At 35.7% G+C, this 13,744-nt stretch carries 12 protein-coding genes; 10 read left to right on the forward strand and 2 right to left on the reverse strand.

Annotated elements, in window-relative coordinates; genetic code table 11:
* Positions 1 to 13 precede the first annotated feature (13 nt).
* Complete coding sequence (locus tag AC3WVZ_RS05250) at positions 14 to 856, forward strand: DUF4047 domain-containing protein (RefSeq protein ID WP_233936154.1); 843 nt, start codon at positions 14 to 16, stop codon at positions 854 to 856.
* Positions 857 to 1,240: 384 nt separating this feature from the next.
* Positions 1,241 to 1,834, forward strand: coding sequence for a biofilm matrix protein CalY (calY, locus tag AC3WVZ_RS05255; protein WP_000053713.1), 594 nt, complete (start codon positions 1,241 to 1,243; stop codon positions 1,832 to 1,834).
* A gap of 72 nt (positions 1,835 to 1,906) precedes the next feature.
* Here calY and AC3WVZ_RS05260 read toward each other — a convergent pair whose 3' ends face one another.
* Positions 1,907 to 2,230 carry a helix-turn-helix domain-containing protein gene (locus AC3WVZ_RS05260; protein ID WP_000578885.1) on the reverse strand — a complete coding sequence of 108 codons (324 nt, stop codon included), beginning with the start codon at positions 2,228 to 2,230 and terminating at the stop codon, positions 1,907 to 1,909.
* Between the two features lie 79 nt (positions 2,231 to 2,309).
* Positions 2,310 to 2,444 (reverse strand): anti-repressor SinI family protein, encoded by a 135-nt coding sequence (locus AC3WVZ_RS05265; protein WP_000276219.1) that lies wholly within the window; start codon positions 2,442 to 2,444, stop codon positions 2,310 to 2,312.
* A gap of 342 nt (positions 2,445 to 2,786) precedes the next feature.
* On the opposite strand from AC3WVZ_RS05265, the gene inhA1 reads away from it, so the two are divergent.
* From inhA1 to AC3WVZ_RS05305, 8 genes are all read left to right on the forward strand, one after another.
* Complete coding sequence (inhA1, locus tag AC3WVZ_RS05270; protein ID WP_233936156.1) at positions 2,787 to 5,177, forward strand: M6 family metalloprotease immune inhibitor InhA1; 2,391 nt, start codon at positions 2,787 to 2,789, stop codon at positions 5,175 to 5,177.
* Between the two features lie 171 nt (positions 5,178 to 5,348).
* Positions 5,349 to 6,716: an aldehyde dehydrogenase gene (locus AC3WVZ_RS05275; RefSeq protein WP_233936158.1), complete on the forward strand. Its 1,368-nt coding sequence runs from the start codon at positions 5,349 to 5,351 to the stop codon at positions 6,714 to 6,716.
* Positions 6,717 to 6,957: 241 nt separating this feature from the next.
* A complete protein-coding gene (gene potA, locus AC3WVZ_RS05280) occupies positions 6,958 to 7,941 on the forward strand; it encodes a spermidine/putrescine ABC transporter ATP-binding protein PotA (RefSeq protein ID WP_000720333.1) in 984 nt (327 codons plus the stop codon).
* Positions 7,938 to 8,786, forward strand: coding sequence for a spermidine/putrescine ABC transporter permease PotB (potB, locus tag AC3WVZ_RS05285; RefSeq protein WP_000715500.1), 849 nt, complete (start codon positions 7,938 to 7,940; stop codon positions 8,784 to 8,786). Before potA ends, potB begins: the two co-directional genes overlap by 4 nt.
* A 6-nt stretch (positions 8,787 to 8,792) precedes the next feature.
* Positions 8,793 to 9,593, forward strand: a complete 801-nt coding sequence (gene potC, locus AC3WVZ_RS05290) for a spermidine/putrescine ABC transporter permease PotC (protein ID WP_000714192.1) — start codon at positions 8,793 to 8,795, stop codon at positions 9,591 to 9,593.
* Positions 9,594 to 9,631: 38 nt separating this feature from the next.
* Positions 9,632 to 10,681 (forward strand): spermidine/putrescine ABC transporter substrate-binding protein PotD, encoded by a 1,050-nt coding sequence (potD, locus tag AC3WVZ_RS05295; RefSeq protein ID WP_000772484.1) that lies wholly within the window; start codon positions 9,632 to 9,634, stop codon positions 10,679 to 10,681.
* 59 nt (positions 10,682 to 10,740) lie between these two features.
* Positions 10,741 to 11,388, forward strand: a complete 648-nt coding sequence (locus AC3WVZ_RS05300; protein WP_000727792.1) for a phosphatase PAP2 family protein — start codon at positions 10,741 to 10,743, stop codon at positions 11,386 to 11,388.
* Positions 11,389 to 11,498: 110 nt separating this feature from the next.
* Positions 11,499 to 13,691 (forward strand): MMPL family transporter, encoded by a 2,193-nt coding sequence (locus AC3WVZ_RS05305; protein WP_000856407.1) that lies wholly within the window; start codon positions 11,499 to 11,501, stop codon positions 13,689 to 13,691.
* Positions 13,692 to 13,744: the final 53 nt, after the last annotated feature.

The raw sequence follows: 13,744 nt of genomic DNA on the forward strand, positions 1-13,744 counted from the left end.
GGGAGAGATTAAGATGCTGAAAAGACCGCGTAATTTTAAAAAGATGCTTATATTGCCGTGTATGTGTTCTATTACGTTTTATTTAGGATCTCAAATTATGACGCATACAGAAGCGGCGTTCATTCATGAAACGAAAGTAGAAGCGACGCTTTCTACAGCAATTATATTTCCGAAAACAGTTGATACGTTAAAAGAGCAATCTGAGAAACATAAACAGTTTATTGAGTGTGAGTATGGAACGATGAAGGGGAAATCGAAAGCAACTTCTATTGAAGAAATAAAACAGGCGATTTCTGTATGGCAACAAGGGCGTGAGAAAATTGTTGCTGAAAAGGAAGCTCTGCAAAATGTATATACTGAAATAGAAGCTCCTTACAATCAAATACAAGAAGAATTAAAGGTAAATAAAGATGAGTCGATGCAGCAAGTGTCCATATATGTAAATGAAGGCTTTCGCAGTATCAAAGAGAAGCGTGACTATATTGAGAAAGAAATTAGCTTGAAAGCTATTGATGAGCAAATTCAGGCTCTTCAGCAACAATTAAACGTTGCAATTGAAGCGGAAGGACAAAAGAAAGTAGAAGAACAAAAGAAAGCAGAGGAACAGAAGAAAGTAGAAGAACAAAAGAAAGCAGAGGAACAAAAGAAAGCAGAGGAACAAAAGAAAGCCGAAGAACAAAAGAAAGCCGAAGAACAAAAGAAAGCCGAAGAACAAAAGAAAGTAGAAGAACAGAAGAAAGCCGAAGAACAAAAGAAAGTAGAAGAACAGAAGAAAGTAGAAGAACAGAAAAAAGTAGAAGAGCAAAAGAAAGTGGAAGAACAGAAAAAGCTAGAAGAGCAGAAGAAAGCGGAGTAACTGCTTTAGTGAAACAGCCAGAAAACAAGAATGTGGTGTAAGAGAGAGTGAACGAATAAGCAAGACTAGTAATATTTATACGAGTGTGAGGGAACGTTAGCCCTCACCTCTTTGTTTTTCTTTTTTCTTATAGTATTAAATGATTTGAGTGTGAAAAAAGTTATAAATTATCATTATTTTTCTGAAAAGTCTAAAAAATATTGAGAAATAAAAATAACTGAAAATATTAATAAATATGTGTTGTGTTTATATAGAGTTGTTCGTTATAATGAACATAAGGTTTTTAAAAAAGAACACATATTAGCTAAGCTAATATAGTTTTCTTTACATCTCTTATTGAAAAATAAGTGATAAAAATATAAAAAAAGCTAGGGGGAATTGATTGTGAGTCTGAAAAAGAAATTAGGTATGGGAGTTGCATCAGCAGCATTGGGGTTAGCTTTAATTGGTGGAGGAACATTTGCATTCTTTAGCGATAAAGAAGTATCAAACAATACATTTGCAGCTGGGACGTTAGACCTTACATTAAACCCTAAGACGCTTGTAGATATTAAAGATTTAAAACCAGGGGATTCTGTTAAGAAAGAGTTCTTATTACAAAACAGCGGTTCGTTAACTATTAAAGACGTTAAATTAGCAACAAAGTATACTGTTAAAGATGCAAAAGGTGATAATGCTGGTGAAGACTTTGGTAAGCACGTTAAAGTAAAATTCCTTTGGAACTGGGATAAACAAAGTGAGCCTGTATATGAAACAACTTTAGCAGACTTACAAAAAGTTGATCCAGATCTTTTAGCTAAAGATATCTTTGCTCCTGAGTGGGGAGAAAAGGGTGGATTAGCAGCTGGTACAGAGGATTATCTATGGGTACAATTTGAATTCGTAGATGATGGAAAAGACCAAAATATCTTCCAAGGTGATACATTGAATTTAGAATGGACATTCAATGCCAACCAAGAAGCTGGGGAAGAAAAATAATAAAAAAGCGGGTATTCCCGCTTTTTTTTATAAAGAAAAAGAAGTGCTGGTTGTAAGCACTTCTTTCTATTATTATTTTTGATTTTGCTTCCACTTTGTAAATTCAAGAAATTCACGAAATTGTTCTTTGGAGACACCAGAGTTCATTGCATCTTTAACGAGTTGTGTCCATTCGGAGTCTAGGTTAGTTTCCTTTGTTGTTTCATCATGAAGTAAAGTATCAACTGGAATTTGTAGAACTGCTGCGATCTTTTCAAGAAACTGAATGGAAGGGTTTTTTTGTAAATTTCGTTCTATAGAACTAATGTAAGATTTAGCAACGCCAGCTTTTTCGGCAAGTTCAGTTAATGAAATCCCTTTTTGTAAACGAAGGCGTTTTATACGTTCTCCAATCATATTTGCGCACCTTTCTATCAATATGTAGTTGTCTTATGATGTCATTATTATAACATAAACTTCGTTAAAAAGAACAAACCTATTGAGCCTGACTGGATGGCTTCATACGTTGGAAAAATTGCTCGATGTCTTGCATGGCGATACCAGCATCTAGAGCTTCAAGTATTAAATCAATCCATTCTTGATCCAGTGCGTCTGTCTTATCTTTGTACAAATGTAATTCCTCCCTAATTATCGGTCATAATTGCTGCTACAGAATACATGATAATGCAATCGGATTTTGTGTTTTATATAGTGAATTATCAAATATTGTGTAGATGAAACAAAGATAAAATCCCCATTAAACTCCCTCTATGGAAATTATAAATTGTTCGATAAAAACTTTCAATATTTTCAGAAAACATTGTTGAATTGTGATATATTCGTATGCTAACTATGAAATTTTTACAAATATATTAAAAATATTACATAATATGACTAAATATTGAAAAAATATTGAATTTTTAATAAAATTCAATTTGTAATACATATTATTTATTAGGGGAGGAAATAAGGGATGAACAAGAAACCGTTCAAAGCTTTGTCATCAATCGCTTTAACAGCTGTATTAGGCCTTTCATTCGGAGCTGGTACTCAATCTGCATATGCTGAAACGCCTGCGAATAAAACAGCTACGAGCCCAGTTGATGATCACTTAATTCCGGAAGAACGTTTAGCAGATGCGCTAAAAAAACGTGGGGTAATTGATTCGTCAGCTTCAGAGAAAGAAACAAAGAAAGCTGTCGAAAAGTATGTAGAGAACAAAAAGGGTGAAAATCCTGGGAAAGAAGTACCAAATGGGGATCAACTTACGAAAGAAGCATCTGATTTTTTAAAGAAAGTGAAAGATGCGAAAGCAGACACGAAAGAAAAATTAGATAACCCTGCAACAGGAACACCTGCAGCGACAGGCCCAGTTAAAGGCGGTCTAAATGGTAAAGTACCAACTTCTCCAGCGAAACAAAAAGACTATAACGGTGATGTACGTAAAGATAAAGTACTCGTTTTACTTGTAGAGTACGCTGACTTTAAACATAATAATATCGACAAAGAGCCTGGATACATGTATTCTAACGATTTTAATAAAGAACATTATGAAAAAATGTTATTCGGCAACGAGCCGTTTACATTAGATGATGGAAGTAAAATTGAAACGTTTAAACAATATTACGAAGAGCAATCTGGTGGTAGTTACACAGTGGACGGAACAGTTACAAAATGGTTAACAGTTCCTGGTAAAGCTGCTGATTACGGTGCAGATGCTGCTAGCGGCGGTCATGATAATAAAGGACCAAAAGGCCCACGTGATTTAGTAAAAGATGCATTAAAAGCAGCTGTAGATAGCGGTCTTGATCTATCAGAGTTTGATCAATTTGATCAATATGATGTAAATGGTGATGGAAATAAAAATCAACCGGATGGTTTAATTGATCACTTAATGATTATTCATGCAGGTGTTGGACAAGAAGCAGGTGGTGGTAAATTAGGTGATGATGCAATTTGGTCACATCGCTGGACAGTTGGACCAAAACCATTCGCAATTGAAGGTACACAAGCGAAAGTTCCATATTGGGGTGGAAAGATGGCAGCGTTCGACTACACAATTGAACCAGAAGATGGAGCAGTTGGTGTATTCGCGCATGAATATGGTCATGATTTAGGTTTACCAGATGAGTATGATACACAATATAGCGGTGCTGGTGAGCCAATTCAAGCTTGGTCTATCATGAGTGGCGGAAGCTGGGCTGGTAAAATTGCAGGTACAACACCAACGAGCTTATCACCACAAAATAAAGAGTTTTTCCAAAAAACAATCGGTGGTAACTGGGCAAATATCGTAGAAGTAGATTACGAGAAATTAAATAAAGGTATCGGCCTAGCAACATATTTAGACCAAAGTGTTACGAAATCTAACCGTCCAGGTATGATTCGTGTTAACTTACCAGACAAAGATATAAAAACAATTGAGCCGGCATTCGGAAAACAGTATTACTACAGCACAAAAGGTGATGATCTTCATACGAAGATGGAAACACCACTGTTCGATTTAACAAATGCAACGACTGCAAAATTTGACTTCAAATCATTATATGAAATTGAAGCAGAGTATGATTTCCTTGAAGTACACGCTGTAACGGAAGATGGTCAACAAACGTTAATTGAAAGACTTGGTGAGAAAGCAAATAGTGGAAATGCAGATTCGACAAATGGAAAATGGATTGACAAATCATATGATTTAAGCCAGTTCAAAGGTAAGAAAGTAAAATTAACATTTGATTACATTACTGATGGTGGTTTAGCATTAAATGGTTTCTTACTTGATAATGCTTCATTAACAGTAGATGATAAAGTAGTATTCTCTGATGACGCAGAAGGTACGCCACAATTCAAATTAGATGGTTTTGCTGTTTCTAACGGAACAGAGAAGAAAAGCCATAACTACTATGTTGAGTGGAGAAACTATGCTGGTTCAGATAACGCGTTAAAATTTGCACGTGGTCCAGTATATAACGCTGGTATGGTTGTATGGTATGCAGATTCAGCTTACACAGATAACTGGGTAGGTGTACATCCAGGACACGGTTTCCTAGGTGTAGTTGATTCTCATCCAGAAGCAATTGTAGGAACTTTAAATGGTAAACCGACAGTGGAAAGTAGTACGCGATTCCAAATCGCAGATGCGGCGTTCTCATTCGATAAAACGCCAGCTTGGAAAGTTGTATCTCCAACGCGTGGAACGTATACGTATGATGGTTTAGCAGGTGTACCGAAGTTTGATGATTCTAAAACGTATATTAATCAACAGATTCCAGATGCAGGACGTATTTTACCGAAGCTTGGTCTGAAGTTTGAAGTAGTAGGACAAGCTGATGATAATTCTGCAGGTGCTGTTCGTTTATATCGTTAATACTGTAAAACTACCGAGAGATTTTCTTTCGGTAGTTTTTTTGTGAGCAATGAATTTTATATAGCTGAAAAAGTCATATATAATGTAACCTTAAGAATAGAAATTTGTTATATATGAAGTCTATATAAATAATGAAAGAATTGGATAAAAATAGTGGGAGAAGGTGAGTGAATGAGTATTTCCTCTATTGTAAGTAGGCAAAAGGCATATTTTTTAAAAGGGCATACGAGAAGCATCGAAATGCGAAAGAATAATTTGAAGAAGCTTTATGAAGGCATTCAGCATTTTGAAGAAGAAATATTTCAGGCATTGAAATTAGATTTAAATAAGTCAGTTCACGAGTCGTTTACAACGGAAGTTGGATATGTATTAAAAGAAATTTCCTTTCAATTGAAACATATGTCATCGTGGAGTAAACCGAAACGAGTTCGAACAGCACTTACTCATTTTGGATCAAAAGGAAAAGTAGTGCCAGAACCGTATGGTGTGACACTTATTATTGCACCGTGGAACTATCCTTTTCAATTAGCAATTGCACCACTTGTAGGAGCACTGGCAGCTGGAAATACAATCGTTTTAAAGCCGTCAGAGTTAACACCAAGCGTTTCAAAAGTGCTTAAGAGAATGTTAGATGAATTATTCCCAGAAGAGCTTGTAGCGGTAGTAGAAGGTGGCGTTGAAGAGAGTACATCTTTGCTGAGGGAACCATTTGATTATATTTTCTTTACTGGTAGTGTTGGTGTTGGAAAAGTTGTAATGGAAGCAGCAGCGAAACAGTTGACGCCGCTCACTTTAGAACTTGGCGGGAAAAGTCCTTGTATTGTACATAAAGATGCAAAGATAGAGATGACAGCAAGAAGAATTGTTTGGGGTAAGTTTTTAAATGCAGGGCAGACGTGTGTAGCGCCTGATTATATGTATGTGCATTCTTCCGTGAAAGAAAAGCTAATTGAGGCACTGCGACATGAAATTATAGAGCAGTATAGTAAAGAACCTTTGCAAAATGAAAATTATGTGCGTATTGTAAGTGAGCGTCATTTCGAAAGATTATGTGGATTTTTACAAGATGGTCAAGTCGTAATTGGTGGAAACTATAAGAAAGATACATTACATATTGAACCGACAGTACTAGCGGATATTACATGGAAAGATACTGTTATGGAAGACGAAATTTTTGGTCCGATTTTACCAATCATAGAGTACGACAACATAGAAGATGTAATTGGCACAATCCAGCAACATCCGAAGCCGTTAGCGTTATATGTATTTTCTGAAGATAAAGAAGTACAAAAGAAAGTGACGAGTAATATTTCATATGGTGGAGGCTGTATTAATGATGTTGTCTATCATCTTGCCACGCCATATTTACCTTTTGGGGGTGTTGGAAGTAGTGGATTAGGGGGTTATCATGGGAAAGAAAGTTTTCGGACTTTTTCACATTATAAAAGCATTTTAGCCCAATCTACAGCATTCGACATGAAAATTCGTTACTCTTCTACAAAAAGTGCTTTAAAATTCATACGAAAGTTGTTAAAATGATGATGGTGTTTATCAGTAGGCGTAGCCGTATGATAATAGCCCCTTCGCAATGGAAGGGGTTTTTCTGTTCGACGTTATGTGTATCATGCGAAAATGAATCAAACATACTACATAAAGAATAGAAACGAACGCTTGTTAAATAACCATTTTTGTTTGGATCGAAACAAAAAATAGTCTATAGAACATAAATATTTATTCATGAATATAAAAATTTAAAATTTAAGGTAGATAGGACGGGAAAATGAAAAAGATTATTAAAGTTGAAGCAGTTGAAAAACATTTTGGAAATCAAGTGATTATCCCACCTCTTTCTTTAGATATTAAAGAGGGAGAGTTTTTAACAATTTTAGGGCCGAGTGGCTGCGGGAAAACGACTTTACTTCGTATGATCGCAGGATTTGAAACTCCAACTAAAGGGAATCTTTTATTAGATGATGAAAGAATTAACGATTTGCCGCCATATAAGCGTCATATGAACCTAGTGTTCCAACATTACGCACTATTCCCACATATGACAGTAGAGAAGAATATTTGTTTTGGTATGAAAATGCAGAAAGTATCAGCAGCAGAGCAGAAAGAGCGTGCTGAAGAGGCAATGCGTTTAACGCAGTTACTTGAGTTCCGTAATCGTAAACCTGCGAAGCTTTCTGGTGGGCAACAGCAGCGTGTTGCAATTGCAAGAGCGATTGTAAATAATCCGCGTGTATTACTATTAGATGAGCCACTTGGAGCGCTTGACTTTAAGTTACGAAAAGACTTGCAACGTGAATTGAAAAACTTACAACGTAATTTAGGAATTACGTTCATATACGTAACGCACGATCAAGAAGAAGCAATGAGCATGAGCGATCGTATTGTCGTTATGAATAAAGGACATATCGAACAAATCGGAACGCCGAAAGAAATTTATAATAAGCCGAAAACATTGTTCGTTGCGACATTCATCGGTGAAAATAATATTGTGAAGAACGGGGAAGGCTATGTAGCAATTCGCCCTGAAAATGTAAAAGTACGTTCGGTTGAAGAACCAATTTTAAAAGAATACCATCTTGGACATATTGAAGATATTGAGTTTGTCGGAAATATGGAGAAGCTTTATGTACGTGATGAGAAAACATCAGAATTACTAATGGCATATCAAACTGCTGAAGAGGCAGCGCAGTGGAGCATTGGAGATAATGTATATGTAGGCTGGGAGCAAGAGGACGAGGTGACCTTAAATTGAAAAAAGGGAAATTACTCGCACTACCTACAGTCGCGTGGCTGCTAATTTTCTTCCTAATCCCGCTCGTATTCGTATTAGGATTCGCCTTCATGCAGCGCGGAGCTTACGGGACAGTAGAAATGCAATTTACGCTGGAGAATATATCCCGTGTATTTGATCCATTGTACTTAGGAACGTTATGGGAAACTGTTAAGATCGCAGTTATTACAACAGTAATATGTTTATTAATTGGTTATCCGTTTGCGTATACAATTACAATTGTTGACCGCAAATACCGCTCTATTCTTTTATTATTGGCAACGATTCCGTTTTGGATTAACTTTCTTGTTCGTTCATACGCATGGATTGTTATTTTACGTTCACAAGGTCTTGTGAATACGTTGTTATTAAAGCTTGGCATTATTAGTGAACCGTTAAATTTATTATATAATACTCCTTCTGTAATACTCGGAATGGTCTATTCTTTATTACCATTTATGATTTTACCAGTGTATGCAGCAATTGAGCAGCTGGATAAGCGTAAGCTAGAAGCGGCTTATGATTTAGGAGCAACACCAATAAAGGCATTTTGGAATATAACAGTGCCGATGACGATGTCAGGAATTGCGACTGGTTCTATTTTAGTATTCGTTTCTTCTATCGGAATGTTTGTTGTATCAGACGTGATGGGCGGATCGAAAGTAGCATTAATCGGAAACGTTATTCAAAATCAATTCTTAGGTGCACGTGACTGGCCGTTTGGATCTGCGTTATCGATTATCGTTGTTCTATTCTCTGTTCTGTTAATTTACTTATATTATCGTGCAACGAAAGTATATAAATATAATGAGAACGGAGGGGAATAGGCAAAGATGAAGAAGTTTTTAGTTTCTTATTCTTGGTTAATTTTGTTATTCTTGTATTTTCCAATGATGGTTTTAATGGTCTATTCTTTCAACGACTCTCGCATTAATGCGGAGTGGGAAGGTTTTACATTCCATTGGTATACAGATTTATTTCAAAAACAAGATGTTATTGATGCATTTGTAAATAGTATTACGATTGCAGTTATAACAACGATTGTGACAACGGTACTTGGTGTATTCTTTGCAATTGCTTTACATCGTTATAAATATCGTTTCGAAGGGGCTATTAATGGCCTTGTATATTTACCAATTTTAATTCCTGATATTTTAATGGGATTATCTTTACTAATTCTTTTCAGTCAGTTAGGAATGGAACTTGGACAAACAACGATTATTATTGCACATATTACATTTAGCATTTCGTTTGTTGTTGTTATTTTAGCTGCGCGTCTTTCAAGTATGGGACGTGACTTAGAAGAAGCTGCAAATGATCTAGGAGCAACGCCTTGGCAAACGTTTCGTTATGTAACGTTCCCAGCAATTGCACCGGGAGTTATTTCGGCAGCATTATTAACATTCACATTATCAATTGATGATTTTGTAATTAGTTTCTTCGTATCAGGACCAGGATCAACAACATTGCCACTATACATTTACAGTATGGTTAAGCGAGGAGTATCACCAGAAATTAATGCTCTTTCTACAATTTTAATTGTTGCTATCGTAGGATTAATGGTTCTATCTGAAATCTTCCGAAACAAAGGTGCAGATGGTGAAGAAAACTCTGGAGGACACCTTCCTTTATAATACGAACGATATAGAAAGTACAAGGGGGTAATAAACCGATGAAATTAATGAAAAGAATAGCTGGCGCAGCAATTAGCTTTAGCCTTGTTGCTGGTGTGCTTGCTGGTTGTGGTGAAAAGAAAGAAGAATTAAATATTTATAGTTGGGCTGACAATTTTGATGAGCAAGTGCTAAAAGATTTTGAAAAGAAGTATAATGTGAAAATTAACTATGACAAGTACGCAAGTAATGAAGAAATGCTTGCGAAATTACAAGCTGGTGGCGCAAAGTATGACTTAATCCAGCCGTCTGATTACATGGTTAAAACAATGGCGAAAATGGACTTATTAGCACCGTTAGATAAAAAGAATATCCCGAATATCGAAAACATGGTTTCTAATTTTAAAACACCTGCGTTTGATCCAGAGAATAAATATTCTTTAGTGTACACTTGGGGTGTAACAGGGATTGCATACAATAAAAAGTATGTGAAAGAAGCACCTACAAGCTGGGCTGACTTATGGAATGAGAAATATAAAGGACATGTAACGTTACTAAACGATTCTCGTGAAGTATTAGGAATGGGTCTTAAGAAGCACGGGTTCTCAAACAGTACGAAAGACGATGCACAATTAAAGACAGCAGCAGATGATTTAAAGAAGCTGCTTCCAAACTTATTAGCGTTTGATACAGATAACATTAAACAAAAATTCATTACAGAAGATGCTTGGATCGGAACAGTTTGGTCTGGAGATGCAGCATTTATCGCAAAAGATAATAAAGATGTAGAATATGTTGTACCAAAAGAAGGCGGCACAATTTGGGCTGATACGTTAGCAATTCCAAAAGGTGCAAAACATAAAGAGCTTGCTGAGAAATTTATGAACTACTTACTAGATGAAAAAGTAAGTGTGAAAAACTACGAGTCAATTGGTTACAGTAATCCAAATGAAAAAGCTCATCCTCTTCATAGTAAAGAATACCGTGATAATCACATGATTTTCTTAACGAAAGAAGAGTTAGATCGTACAGAATGGCTTGTTGATGTAGACGATAAGTTAAAAGACTATGATCGTTACTGGACAGAGCTAAAAACAAAAGGTAAATAAGCAAGGAAATGCGGTTTCTAAAGTAGAAATCGCATTTTTTCATAGTAGGAGGAAATCGTTTGAAGAAGAAGTTACATCAGTATGAGGTAATGTGTATCGGTTTGTTATTTGCTGTATTTGGTATTGTTGCTTGGCGCGTACATGCAGGTGGCGTTACAGTGATGGATACATATGTCCGTGGATTAGTAAGAGGGCTACAAACGGAAAGTTCTCTTACATTTTTCTCGTACTTTACAAAATTGGGATCAGCAATTGGGATAGTCGCTACGCTCGTTATAAGTTTGCTTGTTTTTTGGAAGAAGCGTTATTATGCTGCGATGATTGTATATCCAATGGGAATTTTAATAACACATCTTGTGAATAAAGGGATAAAAGAGATTGTAAAGAGAGAACGTCCGTCATTAAATGAAGCGCTAGATGCACTTGGATATAGTTTTCCTAGTGGACATGCAATGCTATCAATTATGACATTTGGATTTCTTACTTATATCATTGCTGCTAATTTGAAAAGCGTAGCTGGGAAATGTGTCACAACGATTTTGATGGGTATAGTAATTCTATCGATTGGATTAAGTAGAGTCATTTTAAATGTACATTACCCAACTGATATTTTAGCTGGTTACTGCGTAGGTGGTATTTTGTTAATTATCGCGATTTACTACCATCGTTTACTTACTGAGAGATTAGGGCTTAATAAAGAGAGATAGAAAAACGTCTGGAAAAACTATTATTATAGTTTTTCCAGACGTTTTTTGTTTATATCAAGATGTGATACAGTATAAGTGACAATTGAATTATGTAAAGTAGGTGAAAATGTGTGAAGACAAATGTACATAAAGTTGATAAGTGGGGGAAGTTAGGAGCCTTTTTGTATCAGTTTCGTTATACAGTAATTGTAGCGTTACTGTTGCTCGCAATCGCACTTGGGATTTTTGCTCCAAAGCTACCGGGAGTATTAGGTGGTGACGGTTTCCAAACGGAAGGCGACTATCAAAAAACGAAAGAAATTTTAGATAAAGATTTTAAGAAGTCTCAAGATACGCTGCTGCTCGTTTTTGAGAAAAATAAAGATGCTTCGCATGAGGAATTTAAAAAGCGAATAAATGAAATTGTAAAGAATGTTCAAGAGAAAGAGAACTATGAATCTTTCCATCACCCAATCCAAAATAAAGAAATGCTACAAGATGACATCGGCTATGCGACAATTTTATTTTCCGGGAAAACAAATAAGGAACGAATGGAAAAGACATTACAATTTGCTGATGAGATTGAGAAAGAAAGTAATATAGCATTAAAAGTAACACCTACAGGGTTTCCGAAAATTAATAAAGAGATTAATGAAAGAACGCAAAATGATTTAAAAGTAGCAGAGATGATTGGATTACCAATTGCGTTTCTTGTATTACTATTTTCGTTTGGTAGCCTTTTGGCATCAATTTTACCGATTTTGAATGGGGCGCTTAGTGTTATTAGTACGATGGGTATATTGTATTTCATCGGTGTTGATAAAGAACTATCTATTTTCGTGTTAAACGTTGCACCGATGATTGGACTTGCATTATCTATTGATTTTGCGCTATTATTTGTGAACCGTTTTCGAGAGGAAGTTGCTAAACGAACGGTAAAAGAAGCGATAGCAATTACATATCAAACGGCAGGACGTGCGATTGTATTTTCAGGATTATGCGTATTTGTTGGGTTATCCGGTTTGTTTTTCTTTAAGATAGATTATATTCAATCTGTCGCGATTAGCGGAATGATTGTTGTCATTATGAGTATTTTATTCTCACTCACACTTCTTCCAGCACTATTATCGTTAATCGGTAAAAGAATATTAAAAAAGAATCAAGTAGCACATACGCCGGCAAAAGCATGGCGTAAATTTGCAAAATTTGTGATGAAACATCCAATTGCAATGATTATTGTTGTTACAACATTTATTGTTATTTGCTTATTACCGTTACGTACAGCTAATTTGCAGTTCCCTGGTGTTGAAGCTTTACCTGAAAAGAGTGATACAAGGATTGCATATGAAAAGTATGAAGAAGCATTTAATGAAACTGTCAAAACACACGCTGATGTTACGTTAGTTGTAGAGACGAAAAAAGATATGAAAGAAAAAGAAAGTCTACAAAAGATAGAAGAAGTCGTTCAAAAGTTAAAAGGTGATAAGAAAGTACATGAAGTAAGAAGTTTATACGACGGGTTAACTGGAATGAAAGCAGATCAAGTTGTTGGAATGTTGCAGTCGCCAGAATCAGCGAAACTAACTCCTGTATTTGAAGCATACACGCAAGGGAATAAGACGACGATAGAAATATTTTTGAAAACAAAACCACGTACAGAGACTGCAAAACAGTGGGTACGTGACTTTAAAAAGAACTATAAAGAAACGGATGTTACGTATTATCTAGGCGGAATGACGACGTTTCAACAAGAATTAGAAGATGAAATTAAAGATAAAGTTGTAATTGGTATGTCTGTTATATTTGGATCGACCTTTGTTATATTATTATTTGCATTCCGATCTATACTCATTCCAATTAAGGCAATTGTTATGAATATACTTAGTTTAAGTGCAACCATTGGAATTGTTGTTTGGTTATTTGAAGGTGGTCATTTCGGTTTAGAAGCAAGTCCGGTTCTGTTTGTCTTACCAATCTTCATTTTTGGCCTCGTATTTGGGCTTAGTATGGATTATGAAGTATTTCTTATTTCACGTATTCATGAGCTCTATGAAGAAACAGGAGATAACGATCAAGCAACATTAGAAGGGCTCGTTTCAACAAGTAGAATCATTACATCAGCTGCTTTAATAATGATTGTTGTAACTGGTGCATTCGCATTTACTGATATTTTACCAGTAAAGCAGATGGGTCTTGGCGTTGCATTAGCAATATTTCTTGATGCAACAATTATTCGTCTTATGCTCGTACCAAGCTTAATGAAGTTATTTGGAGACTGGAACTGGTGGTTACCATTTCGAAAAAAACGAGAAAAATCATCGTAAAAAATGCTCATCAATATGATGAGCATTTTTTATGAATAGCAAAGCCTACATTT

The sequence above is a fragment of the Bacillus sp. CPT56D-587-MTF genome (assembly GCF_058792335.1).